Here is an 18,786-nt window from a genome sequence, read left to right on the forward strand (position 1 = left end):
TTCGATCCACTTGCCGCGGTTATCCACAGGTTGACGTAATTTGAGGCATGTGGCTTTCGGAAGGGACCCAGATGCGGTCAGAATAAAGGCCACTGAAGGTCGACGCCGACTAACAAGACAAACGGGGGAGCAGGATGGGTGTAACTACCGCGGCCGCTGCAGCGCGGCTCAGGAAACCGTCATGGAGGGATCCGCGGCTTTTGGTGGGGATTCTCCTGGTCTTGGCATCGCTGGCCGGCGTCATCGCCCTCGTTGGAACCGCGGACCGCACCATTCAGGTCTATGCGGCGCGCCAGTCGATTGCCGTGGGCCAGAAAGTCAGCAAGGACGATCTTGCGGTTGTCAAGGTCCGGCTCGACGACGTTGAGTCCAGCTATGTCACTCTGGCTGGCGGTCTGCCGGAGGGAAGAGTTGCCATCCAGCGAATTGCCAAGAACCAACTCGTCCCGCAGGAAAGCCTGGGCGCCGCCGACTCCTTGGACCGCAAGCCGGTGGCGATCGCGATCCAGGAATCGCTGCCTTCCCAGGCTGTGGCAGGATCCCGCGTCGACGTCTGGGTGGCCCACCCCGATGTGCGCAACGGTTTCGGCACGCCGCAGTTGCTGTTGCCCGGGGCGGAGATCGCCCAGGTCACGGAGGGTGCCTCCACCCTTGGAGCGTCCAAGGAGAAGGTGGTTCTGGTCCTGGTGACCGATGAGCAGATGCCGAACCTTCTTGGTGCGCAGGCAAACAAAGCGAAGATTGCCGTGGTGTGGAATCCGGGCGGTGCCGGCAAGTGAGTATCCCGGTTGTCACAGTCGGGCAATCCCGGGAAGATTTGGTCGGCGGACTCGAACGGCTCCACGGGCCGGTGACGGTGGTGCGTCGGTGTGGTGAACTCGCCGAACTCCTGGCCGCATGCCAAAGCGGTCTCGCCCGCGCCGCAGTCATCGCCGAAGGCGCTGGGGAATTGACGGCGTCGCTGGTCGACCGGCTGGCGGCTGTCGGAGTCTCCATCGTCGCCCTGAGCGACGATCCGGGAGAGGAGAGCCGCCTGCGCAGCATCGGCGTCGTGACGGCGTCGCTCGATGTCGATTCGGCAACGCTGGCGTCGAGGATCTCCGATGCCGTAGGCCAGTTGCCCGGACAAGGAAGACGACGCGCGGAGCCTCGGGATTCCGGGTTTGCGGATACTGCGGCAGAACTCCGTCCCACCGATGCGCCGGAAGAACCGGAACACGTGCCGGCCGGGGCCGGCCGGATCATCGCGGTCTGGGGGCCTACCGGGGCGCCTGGCAGGACTCTTGTGGCGGTCAACATTGCTGCAGAGTTGGCGGCGGAAGGCAAGTCAGTGATCCTCCTCGATGCAGACAGCTACGGGGCCAGCGTCGCGGCTTCGCTGGGCTTGCTGGACGAATCCGCCGGACTGGCGCAGTCTTGTCGACTGGCGGACCAAGGATTGCTGGATACCGAATCGCTCAAGCGGATCGCCGCGCCGGTCTTCGCCAAAACCACCAGCTTCCGGGTTCTTACCGGCATTACGCGCGCGGACCGGTGGACGGAGCTCCGGGCCGCCGCGCTCTCTTCGGTGCTTGAGCTCTCCAAGGAGATCGCGGACGTCGTCGTAGTCGACGCAGGTTTCTGCCTTGAAGCGGACGAAGAACTCAGCTTCGACACCATGGCCCCTCGACGCAATGCCGCGACCCTCCGCAGTATCGAACTGGCGGACACCGTTTACGCCGTCGGCGCGGCCGATGCCGTTGGCGTTCCGCGACACGTGCGTGGCCTCGCGGAGCTCGAACAGGCTGTCCCGCACGCGGCTCCCCGAGTGGTTTTGAACAAGGTCCGGGCCGCATCCGCTGGCCGCTCACCCGAACGTGAACTCCGTGAAGCATGGGAGCGGTACGGACCCAATCAAGGCATCGAAGCGTTCCTGCCATCCGATCCTGAAGCCTGCGACGTGGCCCTGTTGTCCGGCTCTGTCCTCTTCGAGGCTGCGCCCGAATCTCCATTGCGGCTCGCCATCGCAAATATGGTATGTGCACCTGTCCAGCAAAATCGCAAATCCTCTGTCATTTATTCCAGAGCAAGGCGTCGTCTAAAGCGTTAGGCTCGCCATGTGGGCTGCAAGGACGCAGCAATTGAGATGTGATGGAGGCGTTTGTCGATGTCGTCAGGATCCAGCGTGGAGGATCGTTCTAAACCTGCAGTAGTCCGGGAGGGATTCTTCGGGGACTACTACGAGCATCTCGCAGAGGAGGACGCGCGCGGGTACGCTGCCGAGCAGTTGACCTCTAGGGCGGCGGCACACCGGGAAGCGGGGCAGAGCCGCAAGCCGGGCACTGCCAACGTCAGGATCGCCAATGAGGGTGACCGCAGCATTCTGTACATCGTCACGGATGACATGCCGTTCCTCGTGGACTCGGTGAACGCCGAACTCGTTCGCCAGAACTGCGCTATCCGGCTCGTCATGCACCCGCTCTTCGTGGTTTCGCGTGACCACCTCACCGGCGACCTGTCGGACATTGCCCGGGTGCCGTCGAACATCGGCATCTCGAGCGGTGACACCGCGGCGATGCCGAACATCGCCCATCTGATCGCCCAAGGTGACAATGTCTCCCACATGGAGTCGTGGATCGCCGTCGAGGTTGACAGGGTGGCCGACGACTTCCAGAAGGAACTCGTGGACGGAATCCACCGCGTCCTGAACGACGTCCGGGCCGCCGTCGAGGACTGGCCCAAAATGCGCACGAAGGCGCTCGAGCTGGCATCGTCCCTGGACAAAGTGGCCCACCCGGAAGACATCGCGGAACTCAGGCAAGCGCAGGACCTGCTGCGTTGGTTGGACAACGGCAACTTCACGTTCCTTGGTTACCGGGAATACGACCTCATCACCGAGAACGGTGAAGACGTACTCGAGTTGCGTGAAGCAAGCGGTTTGGGACTCTTGAGGGCGGGTGACCACCCGCACCAAATCCAGCACCTCACCGATGCCGGACGCCGGAAGGCGCGCGAGAAGCGTGCCTTGGTCATCACCAAAGCCAACTCGCGGTCCACCGTTCACCGCCCTGCGTACCTGGACTACATCGGTGTCAAAAGCTTCGATGTTGCCGGCAACGTCAACGGTGAGCGCCGCTTCATCGGCCTCTTCGCAACGAGCGCGTACACCGGTTCCGTAAGGAACATCCCGATCGTTCGGGAAAAGGTCGACGCCGTGCTTCGCTCGGCCGGTTTCCCCCAGGACTCACACTCTGGCAAAGACCTTGTCGGTATCCTCGAGACCTACCCCCGTGACGAACTCTTCCAGATAGAGACCGAGGACCTGGCAGCAACGGCTTTGGGCATCCAGCGTCTGCAGGAGCGGCGTCGTACGAAGCTCTTCCTGCGCCCGGACATCTATGGGCGATTCATGTCGGCATTGGTCTACCTGCCCCGTGACCGCTACACCACCAACGTCCGGCAGCGAATTGAACAGGAACTCCGCGAGACTTTCGAAGCCGAGAGCATCGACTACGAGGCCCGGATCACGGAGTCCGCACTCTCAAGGGTGTTCTTCCGTATCCGGCTCCCGCGGGAGGCTGAGCTTCGCGACGTCGACGCCGGTGAACTCGAAAAGCGGCTTGTCCGGGCTTCGCGGTCCTGGGCCGAAGGAATTGCGGAGGTGCTCCGCGAGAACACCAGCGGTTTGGATGCCGAGCGGTTGTCCGCCCTGTGGGCAGATGCGTTCCCCGCCGGCTACCGGGTCGACTACGAAGTCGAAGACGCCCTCAAGGACATTGAGCGTTTCGAGAAGTATGCCGCCACAACCGACCGCGACGCCGTCGCTGTCCAGGCGGTCCCCGGCGTGCATGTCTACCTGCCCAACGGCGCCGGTGAACTGCTCGAAGAGGATGCCCGCGTCAAGCTCTACCTTTTGGAACCGAAGAGCCTGAGCCAGATCCTGCCCTACTTCCACAATCTTGGCCTTGAGGTTCTCGATGAGCGGCCTTTCGAGATTGAGACTGCCGACCACCGGGACTTCTTCCTCTACGACCTTGGCCTGAAGTACCCCGCCGGTGTCGATCCCGTGGCCACCGGCCAGCTCTTGGCGGACTCCTTCAGCGCCGCCGTGACCGGTGCGGTGGAGTCCGACAGTTTCGACCGGCTCGTCCTCCGGGAAGGTATCCACTGGCGGCAGGTTGTCATGCTCCGCGCCTATGCGAAGTACATGCGCCAGATGGGGAACACCAACTCCTTCGAGTTCATAGCGGATACCCTCCTCGCCAACCCGGAGGTTGCCCGCGGCCTTATTGACCTCTTTGGGGCGCGCTTCGATCCGTCGTCGCCTGACGCCGCGCGTCCGGCCCGCCAGGAGGGCGCCCGCGCCGCACTGGCCGAAGCAATTGACCAGGTGGCAACGCTCGACGCCGACAGGGTCCTGCGGACTTTCGTCAACCTCATCGAGTCGACGCTGCGCACGAACTACTTCCAAGGCAAGTCGTACGTCAGCTTCAAGCTGGATCCGACCACGATCGACGGACTGCCGTTCCCGCGGCCAAAGTACGAGATCTGGGTGTACTCGCCTCGCGTTGAAGGCGTGCACTTGCGCTTCGGCAAGGTGGCCCGTGGCGGTTTGCGGTGGTCGGACCGCCGTGAAGACTTCCGGACCGAGATCCTCGGGCTGGTCAAGGCACAGACCGTCAAGAACGCCGTGATTGTGCCGACCGGTGCCAAGGGCGGATTCTTCGCGAAGCAACTTCCGGATCCGGCACTTGACCGTGCCGCATGGATGGCCGAGGGCATCGAAAGCTACAAGACCTTCATCCGCGGCCTGCTCGACCTCACCGACAACCTCGTGACCACAGCCGACGGCGAGAAGATTGTGCCGCCGTCGGACGTTGTCCGTCAGGATGACGACGATTCGTACCTGGTGGTGGCAGCTGACAAGGGCACCGCTACCTTCTCGGACACCGCGAACGGCCTGGCCGCCGAGTATGGATTCTGGCTGGGGGACGCATTCGCTTCCGGTGGTTCCGTGGGGTACGACCACAAGGCCATGGCTATTACGGCCCGCGGCGCATGGGAGTCGGTCAAGCGCCACTTCAGCGAGCTGGACCTTGACACCCAGAGCGAGGAATTCACCGTGGTTGGCGTCGGCGACATGTCCGGCGACGTGTTCGGCAACGGAATGCTGCTTTCCAAGCACATCCGCCTGCTGGCCGCCTTCGACCACCGCCACATCTTCCTGGACCCGACGCCGGATGCGGCTTCGTCCTTCGGCGAGCGGCAGCGTCTCTTCGAGCTTCCCCGCTCCTCCTGGGACGACTACGACCGCTCGCTCATCAGCGCAGGCGGCGGGGTCTACCCCCGCCAGGCCAAGGTCATCCCGATCTCGCCGGAAGTCCGCCGTGCCCTTGGCCTGCCGGACGGAACGGTTCAGCTGAGTCCGCCTGAACTTCTGCGTGCAATCCTCCTCGCTCCGGCCGATCTCCTCTACAACGGCGGGATCGGAACGTACATCAAGGCCAGCACCGAGTCCCACGCCGAGGTGGGAGACAAGGCAAACGACGTCATCCGCGTGAATGGGCGCGAACTCCGCGTCAAGGTCGTGGGCGAAGGCGGCAACCTCGGAATGACGCAGCGCGGACGTATCGAGGCCGCTCTGCAGGGTGTCATCCTCAACACCGACGCAATCGACAACTCTGCCGGCGTCGATTGCTCCGACCATGAAGTCAACATCAAGATCTTCGTCGACCGGATGGTTGCCGCAGGAAAACTGGATGCTTCCGAGCGCACTTCGTTCCTCGCCGACATGACCGACGAGGTCGGGCGCCTTGTGCTCGAAGACAATATCGATCAGAACATCCTCTTGCTCAACGACCGCACTCGCGTCGCCGAATGGAGCCCGAGCTACGAGCGCCTGATGGACTGGCTCGAGAAGTCCGCCGACCTCAAACGGGACCTCGAAGCGCTGCCGACCACCGAGACGCTTCGCGAACGGTTGGAACAGGGCCAGGGCCTGACGTCCCCGGAACTGTCCGTGCTCGCCGCCTACGCCAAGATCGAATTGGGCTCGGCATTGCGGGACAGTGATCTGGCGGATGACCCCTGGTTCCGTAAGACGATCCGCTCCTACTTCCCGAAGCAGCTCCGAGAGCGGTTCGACGCGGAACTGGACACCCATCCCTTGCGCCGCGAAATCATCGCCACCGTGGTGGCCAACGATATGATCAACCTGGGCGGGATCACCTTCGCCTTCCGCACCATGGAGGAGACCTCGGCTACCGAGGTCGCCGTCGCCAAGGCGTTCGTAGCCCTCCGTGAGATCTACGAACTCGAGTCGATGGTGCGGGAGCTCAATGCCCTGCCTGCCTCGTTCCCCACGGAACACTGGAGCACCGTCCACCTCGACATCCGGAGGCTTCTGGACCGTGCCGTTCGCTGGTTGCTGAGCCAGGGCAACGCCTCGAAGCCGATCTCGGAGATCGTCGCGGAATTCAAGCCGATGATGGATCCGATGCGGGCCCGGGTGCTCGACTACTTGCGCGGCAGCGACAAAGAGCGCGTTACCGGCTGGCTCGAAAAGGCGCGCTCGTGGGGACTTCCCGACACGCTCGCCCATCGCTGGGCCGAGCTGTTCGAGAGCTTCGTGCTCCTGGACATCGCCAAGATCACGCACAGCCGCGACGCCCGTGTGGAAGAGGTCAGCCACGTCTACTACACGGTATTCGACCGCTTCCACGTCGATTCATTGCTGGAGCGAATTACCGCGCTCCCGCGCGATGACCGCTGGCAGGCTCTTGCCCGTGCAGCCCTGCGCGACGACCTCTACTCGACCGTAGCGGACATGACGACATCGGTGCTCGAATCGACCGACGCCGACCTCGACGCCGAGGCCCGTTTGCGGGCCTGGGAAGGCATCAATGCCGAGCAATTGGGCCGCGCGAAGAGCATGTTCGACGAGGTCAACGCGCTGGAGGCCGACGACATGGCTTCTCTGTCGGTAGCATTGAGGCTCTTGAGGTCAATCGTTCGACGCTAGGGACAAGCCCGGGCGTTATATGGAGGTGCAGTGGCAATCTTTACAGACCCCATCAGGGAGCACGCTGATTTCGGGCCTGGAGATGCCGAATGGCTGCACCTCCTGGTCGGCGACTGGCAGATGGTCGCCGACCTGGCGTTCGCGGACTTGGCCCTATGGTTTCCGCATCCTGAATTCGGTTACATCGCGCTTGCTCACGTGAGGCCGTCGACGAGCCACACGGTGTTTCATGCGGACTTCGTCGGGGAAGGCATCCGCTCGGATCTGCGACCGATAGTCGACAAAGCGTGGTCCAGCCGTTCCATCGAACGCTCCAGCGAAACGAGCTGGAGCAGCGAGATGGCCCTGCGCGTCGAGGCGGTTCCCATGGTCAGGAACGGACGGACCCTTGCCGTCGTCACGTCGCATATGGACCTTTCCAGTTCGCGGATGCCTTCCCGCCTGGAGCTCACCTATCGGCAATGCGCCTACGATCTGCTCCGGATGGGAACGCTGGGACTCTGGCCGGATTTCGCTTCACCGACGGGTTCCCGCCGTGGCGCTCCCCGCGTGGGTGACGGCCTGATAAGGCTCGACGCCGACGGGATCGTCCAGTATGCGAGTCCAAACGGTGTCTCCGCCTTCCGTCGCCTCGGCGAGGTGGAAACCTTGGAAGGACGGTCCCTTGCGGAAGTAACCGCAGGACTCCTCAAGGACCGGCGGATGGTGGACGAGACATTGCCGCTGGTCGTCACGGGTCGGATGCCCTGGAGGAGCGAGATCGAGTCCCGCGGTGTCAGCTTGTCGTTGCGCGCGATTCCGTTGCGTGACGAGAAGCATCGCTTCGGAGCCTTGGTGCTGTGCCGCGACGTGTCCGAACTGCGACGCCGTGAGCTCGAGCTGGTGACCAAGGACGCGACAATTCGTGAAATCCACCACCGCGTCAAAAACAACCTGCAGACGGTGGCGGCTTTGCTGCGCATGCAGTCGCGACGGATGGTCAGCGATGAGGCGAAGCAAGGCCTGGAGCAGGCAATGCGGCGAGTGGCGACGATTGCCTTGGTTCACGAGACACTTTCGCAAGGCCTCACGCAGAGCGTTGATTTCGATGAACTCATTGGACGCCAGTTCCGGCTCTCCGCAGAAGTAGCGTCCCCTTCGCAGCACGTCCGGACCGAGCGCGCGGGCCTGTTCGGCGAGTTGCCGAGCGACTTTGCCACGCCCCTTGCTCTTGTCATCAATGAGCTCGTGACGAATGCGGTGGAGCACGGCCTTGAAGGACGGGCCGGAACGGTTTGGCTCATGGCCGATCGGTCCACGGGGGAGCGCGGCGATGAACTCCTCACGGTGACGATCGCCGATGATGGCGTCGGGCTGCCCGAGGGGTCATACACGGAAGGTCTAGGCCTTCAGATTGTGCGGACGCTCGTCACGAGCGAATTGGGTGGCAGCATCCAGTGGCGGCCGCGCGACGGCGGCGGCACCGCCGTCGAGATCGTCCTGAACCTCGTCCGGAGCTGACGCCGTCCGCTGGCGACGCGCTCTGTCTCTGACCGCGGTCAGAAATGCGAAGATGGCCCGGACTTATCAGTCCGGGCCATCTTCGTGTGTTCTCTTTGCCTCAGGCGTTGTGTTTTGCGGGCCGAGTCGCTTAGGAAGCGCGGCGGGCGCGGGCGGCGCGGCGCTTGAGTGCACGTCGCTCGTCCTCGCTCATTCCGCCCCAGACGCCAGCGTCCTGACCCGACTCAAGGGCCCACTGAAGGCATGTGTCCACGACGGGACAGCGGCGGCAGACACTCTTCGCTTCCTCGATCTGGAGAAGCGCAGGGCCGGTGTTGCCTACGGGGAAGAAAAGCTCCGGGTCCTTGTCAAGGCAGGCTGCGCGGTTACGCCAATCCATGCTGATCAGTCACTCCATTCGTGAGTACTAGTTAAGCCTTTTGTGAAAATATTCACGAGAGGCTTCATAGGAAAGGGGACCCATTGGGCCCCCTTGGTCGTCTGAGTCAAGCGTGTCATGTTAACGCCATGTAAACAAGGGGTTCAAGCGTTTGAAACCGTGAGCGATGCATCACATTGGATACCGGCCTACTCACAGGTATTCGACTATGTCCGGTAGTGTGCCAGTGTGTCAAGACCCCCTCTGAACCCCCACCATCACCCAGCAGCGCCCGGCGACGACGGCCAGGGGACCAGCCGCGATAACTTAGGCCGGGCAATCGGCGGAGGACCGCGTCCTGCAGGAATCGTTGTTATTTCGATTGTGGTTGTGCTGGAAGCCCTCGCACTATTGATCGCCGGGGCGCTGTATATATACGAGCTCGTGACAGGGGCTCCGGTGGCCTCATTCTGGGGAGCCGTATTTACTTTGGGCCTTCTGCTGGCCTTTTCTGCATTGTTGTTTGCCGTGGGACACTTCCTGTTCCGTGGCTACCGTTGGACCCGGGCACCGGCGTTGGTTGCCCAGCTGTTCGCCCTGACCATCGGGTTTCCCACCATGACCGGAGGCCTGGTTCTCGCCGGCCTGGCCATGGTGGTGCCGGCTTTGGCCGCGATCGTCTTTTTGTTCGACAAGCGGGTGGTTGCCTTTGCTTCCCGGGCGGGCGGATCCCGCGCCGCCCTCTAGCTGTTTTCGCTTTGGTACGGCTTCCTAACCCGGAGCGGCGATCTGGAGGGAGCGTGTTCGTCCATTCTCAATGAGGACAGCACGACCCGGTGGCGGCGCTTGTTCGGCGGCGATGCGCACGCCGAAGAAATCCGCAGCGGCAGGCGGCGCATTGCCAAGGAGAAGTCCGGTTCCGTGGTTTCCGGCCAGGGAAGCAAGCGGCGTCCGTTGCATGAGGGCTGGGCTTCCCGCAGTCGCCACGACTGAGAAGCCCATGCCGGGAAGTTCAGCCAGGAGGACGGCGGTTTCGCTGCTGAGGCGATCGACGTCGTCCACGAGGGGGATGACTTCTGCTCCCACGAGCCTGCGGCGCGCATCCCGGTGGAATGCAGCCCAACAGGCATCAGGATCGGTCCCTTCGGGTGGCGCCCACCAATGATGGCCTGGATTGAGCATGGCCAACGCGGTGAGCAACGAGGACTTGCCGGAACCGGGAGTGCCAAGGGCGAGGAGGATGCCTGGGCGCGGCAGTGTGATCCAAGCAGGTTCGTGTTCGTCCCCTCCAACCCCGAGGAGTACCGACCCCTGCGCGCGAGCGCGGGAAAGGGCAGCGGTTTCGGTTCGGCTAAGGGCAGCGAGATCCGAAGCCCGGATGAACTGCGGCAGGGGATCCACCCGGAATGGGCGCCGTGCGGGCTCCGGGGGCACGCCGTATGGCCAGGCCACGCCTGGAGGGGGCGCCACGAGCTGCGCGACTGCCGTGTCGACGTCAAGCAGGTTGCCACTCACGACCGCCCGGCCTGTCAGAGGCTTCATAGCCACGAAACGCGGCCACGCCAAGCGCCCTTCTTCCGTTGTCCCGGTGGGAAAGAAGGCGCGGTTGGGGATTGACGCGAACATGCGTGACGCTGTCAGTTCGCGATCGCCGGTGACAAGAACAGCCACTCCTGCCTTTGGTCCATCGCGGACGATCGCATGAACAACGTCTTCTGCCCAGGCCAGCGCTCCGGCGCGCAACTCGGAGACCCACGAACCCCAGTTCGAGATAACCAGCAGAAGCGGGACCTGCCCGGCGGTTCCCGGGGATTGCCGCGACGACATCTCAGCCGCGAGCCTCTCCAGGATGCGGACTCCCCTCCTGCTGTCGGTGGAGGAGACGACGGCCGCCACTCGTCCCTGGGCTGCCACGTCGGTGTACGAACCGTCGCCGTCGAGGATATAGAGATGGAGTTCCTCGGCACTTCCAACAAGCTGCGCCGCTGCCGCCTTACAGGTATCGTCGACTCCACTCCCAGGAGGACCAACGAGTCCAAGATTCCCGTGGACGAGCGGAGTCCAGTACAAGCCGGCAACTCGTTGTTGCGCCGGCAAGTCTGCCAAGCCAAGGTAGGCTGTCGGCCCTGCCGGCGATCCGCTTGCCGCGCGCTTTCCCGTGATTGCCGCTATGCCGGGGGATTCGTGAAAGGGAACGGATTCTGGAAGCGGATGTGCAACGGGTCTCCGGGGTGCTGAACGCCCGCGGACGTCCCAAACCTGGTTGATCGCCTTAATAATGGAACGGGCGGCTTCTGCTGGCGTCGCGATCGCCCCCTGAATCGCTGCGTCGGCTGTTTCAGACCAACCGCCGAAGCGGAGCGACCCCGTTGTCGGCAATGCAACGGCCTTTGTGAGCGCCGGGGCCTTTTCGCTGCCCGCAAGAGTTGCCGACTGAAAGGGCTCGGCATCCTCCCCTCCGCGAACCATATATGCCCGGCCAGGTCGAGACACCGGAATCGATGCCGCCGCCGGTGAGTTGATGATGTCCCGGGATTCCATTTCTGATTGGACGCGAAGGGCAATGCTGGTAGTCACGTTGGCCCGGATGTCCGCACTCAGGGCACCCTGTGGACGTTGTGTAGCCATGATCAAGTGAATGCCCAGAGACCGTCCTACCGTGGCGATCCGCATCAATTCGGCCAAGGCATCGGGGGCGTCTTCAATGAGCATCCTGAATTCGTCGATTACAAGTACAAGACGGGGCAGTATTGGAAACCGGCTCCTTCGTCCCGACTCGCCCCCGCCCCCGGTTCCGCCGGCTTTGGCCCAATATGCAGGCAAATCAGGGACCCCGGCCTTCGAAAGGGTCGCTTCCCGCATCCGAACCTCGGCCCGGAGGGAGGAGAGGGTACGTTCGAGCTCGTGTTCGCTGAGGTCCGTCAGCATTCCGACGCATTGCGGAAGGTCGAGCAACGGCCCGAGGCCCGAACCTCCTTTGAAATCAACAAACAGGAAGTTGACCCTGTCCGGGCTGTGGGTCAGCGAGATTGCGGACACTATCGTGCGCAGAAGCTCTGACTTTCCCGATCCCGTAGTTCCAGCAACGAGGAGATGCGGGCCGTCTGAAACCAGGTCCAACGACCGGGGTCCGTCGGTTCCTTGCCCGATGACCGCAGACAGCCCTCCGCGTACTGAAGAAGTGCTCCAGCGGTCCGCGATGCTTGAAGGCTCTGGCGGAAGCAATTCGGCAAGTTGGCAACAAGAGGGGACAAGCGGCGCCCCTTCTGCCGCCGAGCCGGGCAATCTCGCCAATGACCGACAGTAGCGGTCGAAGACAAGGTGCGGTACAAGGTCAGGGTCAAATTCCGTTTCCGATAGACACGAGCGGAGGATTGCGCCATTGCTCCACAGTTCGACCGCGCAACTGCTTTCGTCCCCGCCTGCGGAACGTTGGAAGACTCTCCATCCGGACTCGATCGCCGCCGCCCGGAGTGCGCCGATGGTGGGATCACGTTCCGGCCCCACCAGAAACAGTGCTCCCGGTCTGTCCGTGGGCGCGGAAAGAACAGTTGCGGCTGAAGAGGAGTCCGTGGTCAAGGTGACGCGGGGGAGGAACCGGGCACTTGACGGCAAGTGGGTCATCGCTCCGTGTATGAGGACGGGGACGTTGCTTGCGCCCGGAAAGGCGGCCAGTTGCATGAGTAGGAATCTGAACATTCCTTGCACCTTGGCTTCGGGTCCCGAGAGGGAAACGGTTTGCAGGGAGGGATCCAGAACTACCGGAACCGGGCCTAAATGCGGTGGCTGAAAGCCCGGGTCCGCGGGATCGAGCGCAACGCGGGCATTCTGCGGACTGGTGCCGAGCCGGAGCCAGACATCGCGGCAGCCCGCCGTTCCTTGCGTTGCGCCCGAGGCTTGCTTCGTACGGGCTCCCTTAACCGTGCCGGTTCCTTGCGTTGTGCTGGTTCTTGGCGGTGTCAACTGCCTTCGTCCGTGTTCCGTGGGGAGGCAGGCTGCTGAGCTGACGGCAAAGGCGAGCTCAGCGGCGGATGGTGAACACCGCCGTCGTCTGGCCCGATCCTGTTCGACGGCCGCCGCGATCGCGGCAGCCAGAAGGCGGCGCTCGCGTTTTCCCGAAATTGCCGGGACAAGAATCGCGATGGCCGAAATTGCGGTGAATCCGAGGAACATCCACATGCCGGTGGCAAGTGCCATTCCGACTCCCAGCAGGACGGGGAGCCCGGCCGTGAGGAGAAGTTGCGTTCGGTTGCCGGCATCATGGCGCCGGGGAACCAGGATCGGCTCGGCGACGCCCAGGCCTGCGGTCCCCAGCGACTCCGCTCCATGCTCATCGTCGCCGAAGACTATTGACATGACCGAGCCACCACATCGAATCCTGGAAGCGGTTGAGAGGTGGGCGGAGCGGACTTTGCGTCCATCCACCACTGTTCCGTTCGCGCTCCCCGTGTCGCTTATGGTGACGGCTGTTTCGGAGATCGTGAGGACGGCGTGAACCCGGGAAACATCGGGATCCGGGAGGCAGATATCAGCGTTGCTCCGGCCAATCGTGTAAGTGCCCCGTTCCAACGGTATGACCAGGCCCGCGGCTGGTCCGGCATGCACCAGCAAGGACAACGCTGCCGGACTCCGATTGCCGTCACGGGTGTCCCGCGCCTCCTGACCGGCCCCGTCCACCAACACAGCTCCCGAGATGAGCGGCGCCGAACCAACGGTGAGGCCGCCGAGGGGCAGTCCATCGACCGCGAGTTTTCCGGTTCCGAACTCAGCCGCGACTGCGGCCTCGACGACGGCGCCGGGTGTGCCGTTTCCCGCGGCCATGGTCAGTTCGATGGGCTCACTTTGCCGTAACGCCCCCGGGGCCCGGACAAGGGTGCAATGGAATGTCATTGTGTCCGCTCCTTCGGTTCGCGCGTCTGCTGTTCTCCCACGATATTTGTGCTGAGCACCGGGTGTTCTTGGGCAGTTGGCCTATGTGGAAAACGTGGCACTCGTTCGCCCGGGGAGGGGCCGGCTCGAAAACCGGGCGCGCCATCTCGGGTAGGCTTGACCTGCAGCCAATGCACACCATTGGGCTGCCCATATTCGAACCAGGAGATTTTGTGACCGCTGACCTCGTCATTGTCGGGTCGGGCTTTTTTGGCCTGACAATCGCAGAACAGGCAGCCACCGAGCTGGGCTTGAAGGTTGTTGTCATCGACCGCCGGCACCACGTCGGAGGCAACGCATACAGCGAAATGGAAGAGCAAACGGGCATCGAGGTGCACCGGTATGGTGCGCATCTGTTCCACACCTCGAATGAACGGGTTTGGGAATACGTCAACCGGTTCACTACCTTCACCAATTACGTGCACAAGGTGTACGGCGTCCACAAGGGCGAGGTCTACTCCCTGCCCATCAACCTGGCAACGATCAACCAGTTCTTCAGGGCCAACCTGAAGCCCGGCGAGGCGCGGGCACTCATTCAGGAGCAGGCTGGCGAACTTGCGGGAACCGATCCGCAGAACCTCAACGACAAGGGCATCCAGCTGATCGGCCGTCCACTCTACGAGGCCTTCATCAAGCACTACACCGGCAAGCAGTGGCAGACGGACCCCAAGGACCTGCCGGCAGGGATCATTTCCCGGCTTCCCGTCCGCTATAACTACGACAACCGCTACTTCAACGACAAGTACGAGGGCCTTCCGACCAACGGATACACCGCGTGGGTCGAGAAGATGGCCGAGCATCCGAACATCGAAGTGCGGCTGAACACGGACTTCTTCGACAACTCCCATGAGTATTCGAAGGACAAGGTTGTCGGCAAGATTCCCGTCGTCTACACGGGCCCGGTGGACCGCTACTTCGACTTCGTCGCCGGAGACCTGTCCTGGCGCACCATCGATTTCGAAGAGGAAGTCCTGGACATGGGCGACTTCCAGGGGACCTCCGTTGTGAACTACAACGACGACGACGTCCCGTTCACCAGGATCATCGAGCCGCGGCATTTCCACCCCGAGCGCGAATACCAGACGGAGAAGACCGTGATCATGCGTGAGTTCTCTCGATTCGCGGAAAAGGGCGACGAACCGTACTACCCGGTCAACACGGCACTCGACAGGGAGAAGCTGCTCAAGTACCGGGATTTGGCGGCGGCGGAAGAGAATGTACTCTTCGGCGGGCGTCTTGGCACCTACAAGTACCTCGATATGCACATGGCCATCGGTTCGGCGCTGTCGATGTTTGAAAACAGGATTCGTCCGCACTTCGAAAGCGGCGCGGCAATTGAAAGTGGAGGAGTAGACGCGTGAGCAGCGAAATCAAGATGCAAGTATTGCAGCGGGTTATCCTGCCCGCTGATGACCAGCTGGACACCACAGCGTTGTACGTCGACGCCGGACCAGCGAACGGTATCCGCCTCCGCGAGAACGACGAATTCGCCAGGAACCCCAAGTCGACCGAGGAGAAACTTCACTTCGTCAGTTCGGGCGGCGAAGAGGTCCATTTTGAAGACGTCCTCTCCAGGAGTTCCGTAAGGCTCCGCGCGGGAGAGCAGCTTTCCTTCGGAACGTACTTCAACGCGTTTCCCGCGAGCTACTGGCGCCGCTGGACGGACCTTCAAATGGTCCGCCTTGTTGTCCGTACAACGGGCCACGGTACAGTCACGGTCTACAAGTCGAACGCGCGGGGCACTCTCCAGCGTGTTGATGGTGCGAGGGTCGAGGGCGCCGCTGTCACCGAATTCGAACTCTCCCTCAAGCCCTTCGGCGACGGCGGGTGGTACTGGTTCGATCTGGCCTCCAGCCGTGAGGAACTGACGCTCGATTCAGCGGAATGGCAAGGCGCGGAGCGCGAGGGCAACCCCGGCAAGGTGACCCTCGAGATCACCACCATGAACAAGCCGGACTTCTGCCTGAACAACGCCAGGATCCTCTCGGAGCATCCCGAGGTGCTGGAACACGTCCAGGAAATCCTCATCGTGGACCAAGGAACCCAAAAGGTTGCCGAGCAGCCAGGCTTTGCCGAAGTGAAGTCCGCCCTCGGTGACAAGCTGCGGATCATCAACCAAGCCAATCTCGGCGGCTCGGGTGGCTTCTCCCGCGGCATGTACGAGGCCGTGGAGAACGGCAGCGACTACGCGCTCCTGTTGGACGACGACGTCGTGATCGAACCGGAGAGTATCGCGCGCCTGCTGACGTTCTCGGACCATTGCCGGAAGCCGACTATCGTCGGCGGTCACATGTTCGACCTCTACAGCCGCAGCGTTCTCCACACCTTTGGTGAAGTGGTGGACCCCTATCGATTCGTGCCGGCCATGCCCCATGCGGACATGGAGATGAGGCACGACTTCAGCGTTGCGAACCTTCGGCAGACGCCGTGGCTGCACCGGCGCGTCGACGTCGACTACAACGGCTGGTGGCTGTGCATGATCCCGACGGAAATCATCCGCGAGATCGGGCTGTCGCTTCCCGTCTTTATCAAGTGGGACGACGCCGAATACGGACTTCGCGCCCGTGAAGCCGGTTTTGCCACGGTTTCCTTGCCCGGCGCGGCCGTCTGGCATGTCTCCTGGATCGACAAGGACGACCTGGTCGGATGGCAAGCCTATTTCCATGGCCGGAACCGCCTGATCACCACGCTCATCTACAGCCCCTATAAGAAGGGTGGCCGCGTTATCCGGGAGTCGTTCCAAGCCGATGTGAAGCACTTGGTTTCGATGCAGTACTTCACCGAACATTCACGCCTCGATGCCCTCAAGGATCTCTTCCTCGGGCCCGCGCATCTGCACGGCAATCTCGCCACGAAGCTCGGCGAGATCAATGCGTTGAAGTCCGACTATCCCGACGCGGAGATGCGCGAGAACGTCGATGATTTTCCAGCCCCGGCATTGGGCCGCGGTCCCTCCGGTCTCAATCCCATTGGACTTCCCAACAAGAAGGACCTCGTTAAATGGGGTGTCACCACGGTTGCGCGCCAGTTGGTGAAGAAGCCGGCCGCGGAATCGGCAGAGCGGCCGCAGGGCTTCCTGGCACACCGGGACAACAGATGGTTCCGCTTGGCGCACTATGACAGCGTTGTGGTTTCGAACGCCGATGGCACCGCGGCTTCCTGGTACAAACGCGATCCTGACAAGCTCAAGTCCATGCTGGCGGAAGCAGGAAAGCTCCACGCCAATCTCTACCGCCAGTGGGAGGAGCTCTCGGAGCAGTACCGCAAGGCCCTGCCGGAGATCACCTCCATGGAAGCTTGGAAGAAGACGTTTGGCTTGGCCGACGAGGAAGGCCACTAGATGGCACAGCCCGTGACCGACTTGGTCCAACCGGGCCGCGGCCGCGGCATCGTCGACGTCTACAAACACAAGTTCCTGCTGCAATTACTGGTGCGCAAGGAGATCAAGATCCGCTATCGCGGCTCCGTCTTGGGACTCCTGTGGTCCTACGTGAAGCCGCTGATGCAGTTCTTGATCTACTTCGTCGCTCTCGGCGTCTTCCTCGACATGCAGCGCGGAACCCCCAACTACGCGATCTATCTGTTTGCAGGAATTGTGCTGGTCAATTTCTTCACGGAGTCGCTGGGCAACGCGACCCGTTCGATTGTGGACAACCGAGACCTTATCCGTAAGATCTACCTGCCCCGGGAGCTGTTCCCCGTCTCGACCGTGTGGGTTTCCGCAGCCCATTTGCTTCCCCAGGTAGTGGTCTTGCTCGGAGCCTGCCTCTTGACCGGTTGGAGTCCCTCGGTCTGGCAATTGCTGGCAGTCGTCGGGGCGTTTGTGCTGACAGCGATTCTTTCCACCGGCCTTGGCCTCCTTTTCGGTGCCGCCAACGTCTACTTCCGCGACTCCGAGAACATCGTGGATATGATCCTCATGATCGTCACGTGGGCCTCACCGGTCCTTTACGTGTGGCCGATGGTGCAGCGCGTCATGGGTCCCTGGTTCTTTTTGTACCAGCTGAATCCGGTCACAGTCGCCGTCGAAATCTTCCACTGGGCATTTTGGTCCCCGACGCTGAGCGCTGCGCAATCCGGGTCGATTTCCATGCCGCCGGACCTGCTCACCGTCTGGTTCCCCTCTGCCTTTGGCGTCGCTGCACTCGTCCTCGTGATCGGCCAGCTCGTCTTCATGAAGTTGTCTGTCCACTTTGCCCAGGAGCTCTGAAATGACTGTACCCGCGGAAGTTTCCGACAGGGTGGCGATCACCTGCCGGAATTTGCGGAAGAAGTTCGTGCTCCGGCACACCCGCAGCATGAAAGAAGCAATTGTCTGGTTGCTGACGGGGCGTAAAGGGGACCTTTCGAAGAAGTTCGATGCGCTGAAGGACGTTTCGCTGGATGTCGAACAAGGCGAAACCGTGGCGTTGCTCGGGCTTAATGGCTCAGGCAAGTCAACTCTCTTGAAGCTCATTTCGGGCGTGCTCCAGCCGGACGAGGGTACCGTGCATACAAGGGGAAGAGTCGCTGGACTGATCGAAGTCGGAGCCGGTTTCCACCACGACCTCAGCGGGCGCGACAACGTGTACCTCAACGGGGCCATCCTTGGGATGAGCCAAAACCAGATCGATGAAATGTTCGACTCGATTGTGGAGTTCTCCGAAATCGGAGAGTTCATCGACACCGAGGTCAAGTTCTATTCATCGGGCATGTACCTGAAGTTGGCTTTCTCGATCGCGGTTCACACGGACCCGGAGGTCTTCCTCATCGACGAGATCCTTGCCGTGGGCGACGAACCGTTCCAACGCAAATGCATCACCAAGATCAACGAATTGGCAGCGGCCGGCAAGACGCTGTTCGTAGTGAGCCACGACTTGGATCTGGTCGCCTCGGTGTGCAAGCGTGGTGTGCTCCTGGAGCACGGCGAGATCATCATGGACGGCGAAGTGCATGACGTCGTCCGGGAACTCCGGCGCCGCTCGGCGGACTAGCCCAGGGGCGCGGGACTAGCGAAGGG

The 18,786-nt window shown here is 62.3% G+C and carries 11 protein-coding genes; 9 read left to right on the top strand and 2 right to left on the bottom strand.

Annotation, left to right across the window (positions count from 1 at the left end; all coding sequences use genetic code 11):
* Window positions 1-134 precede the first annotated feature (134 nt).
* Genes AC1DJB_RS02310 through AC1DJB_RS02325 form a run of 4 tightly spaced genes read left to right on the top strand, consistent with a single transcriptional unit; the run spans window position 135 to window position 8,500 of the window.
* Window positions 135-779, top strand: coding sequence for an SAF domain-containing protein (locus AC1DJB_RS02310; protein ID WP_441432483.1), 645 nt, complete (start codon window positions 135-137; stop codon window positions 777-779).
* Complete coding sequence (locus AC1DJB_RS02315) at window positions 776-2,089, top strand: CpaE/TadZ family protein (RefSeq protein WP_476909857.1); 1,314 nt, start codon at window positions 776-778, stop codon at window positions 2,087-2,089. Before AC1DJB_RS02310 ends, AC1DJB_RS02315 begins: the two co-directional genes overlap by 4 nt.
* Window positions 2,090-2,146: 57 nt before the next feature.
* Window positions 2,147-7,000, top strand: a complete 4,854-nt coding sequence (locus AC1DJB_RS02320) for an NAD-glutamate dehydrogenase (protein WP_284988471.1) — start codon at window positions 2,147-2,149, stop codon at window positions 6,998-7,000.
* A 30-nt stretch (window positions 7,001-7,030) separates the two neighbouring features.
* On the top strand, window positions 7,031-8,500 hold the full coding sequence (locus AC1DJB_RS02325; RefSeq protein ID WP_236811889.1) for a sensor histidine kinase: 1,470 nt from the start codon (window positions 7,031-7,033) through the stop codon (window positions 8,498-8,500).
* Between the two features lie 130 nt (window positions 8,501-8,630).
* On the opposite strand, the gene AC1DJB_RS02330 is transcribed toward AC1DJB_RS02325, so the two are convergent.
* Window positions 8,631-8,879, bottom strand: a complete 249-nt coding sequence (locus AC1DJB_RS02330; protein ID WP_003804966.1) for a WhiB family transcriptional regulator — start codon at window positions 8,877-8,879, stop codon at window positions 8,631-8,633.
* Between the two features lie 318 nt (window positions 8,880-9,197).
* On the opposite strand from AC1DJB_RS02330, the gene AC1DJB_RS02335 reads away from it, so the two are divergent.
* Window positions 9,198-9,605, top strand: coding sequence for a hypothetical protein (locus tag AC1DJB_RS02335; protein WP_253257159.1), 408 nt, complete (start codon window positions 9,198-9,200; stop codon window positions 9,603-9,605).
* Between the two features lie 24 nt (window positions 9,606-9,629).
* Here the strand turns inward: AC1DJB_RS02335 and AC1DJB_RS02340 are convergent, their stop codons facing one another.
* Complete coding sequence (locus tag AC1DJB_RS02340) at window positions 9,630-13,748, bottom strand: FtsK/SpoIIIE domain-containing protein (protein WP_441432480.1); 4,119 nt, start codon at window positions 13,746-13,748, stop codon at window positions 9,630-9,632.
* 212 nt (window positions 13,749-13,960) lie between these two features.
* On the opposite strand from AC1DJB_RS02340, the gene glf reads away from it, so the two are divergent.
* From glf to AC1DJB_RS02360, 4 genes are read left to right on the top strand one after another with little or no spacing between them, the layout of a single operon-like run.
* Complete coding sequence (gene glf / locus AC1DJB_RS02345; RefSeq protein WP_059387555.1) at window positions 13,961-15,148, top strand: UDP-galactopyranose mutase; 1,188 nt, start codon at window positions 13,961-13,963, stop codon at window positions 15,146-15,148.
* 14 nt (window positions 15,149-15,162) lie between these two features.
* Window positions 15,163-17,127 carry a glycosyltransferase gene (locus AC1DJB_RS02350; protein ID WP_059387567.1) on the top strand — a complete coding sequence of 655 codons (1,965 nt, stop codon included), beginning with the start codon at window positions 15,163-15,165 and terminating at the stop codon, window positions 17,125-17,127.
* Window positions 17,128-17,997 (top strand): ABC transporter permease, encoded by an 870-nt coding sequence (locus AC1DJB_RS02355; protein WP_059387556.1) that lies wholly within the window; start codon window positions 17,128-17,130, stop codon window positions 17,995-17,997.
* 1 nt (window position 17,998) lies between these two features.
* Window positions 17,999-18,760, top strand: a complete 762-nt coding sequence (locus AC1DJB_RS02360) for an ABC transporter ATP-binding protein (protein ID WP_059387557.1) — start codon at window positions 17,999-18,001, stop codon at window positions 18,758-18,760.
* The last annotated feature ends 26 nt before the right edge of the window (window positions 18,761-18,786 follow it).

This window comes from Arthrobacter sp. 01T428, assembly GCF_056398685.1.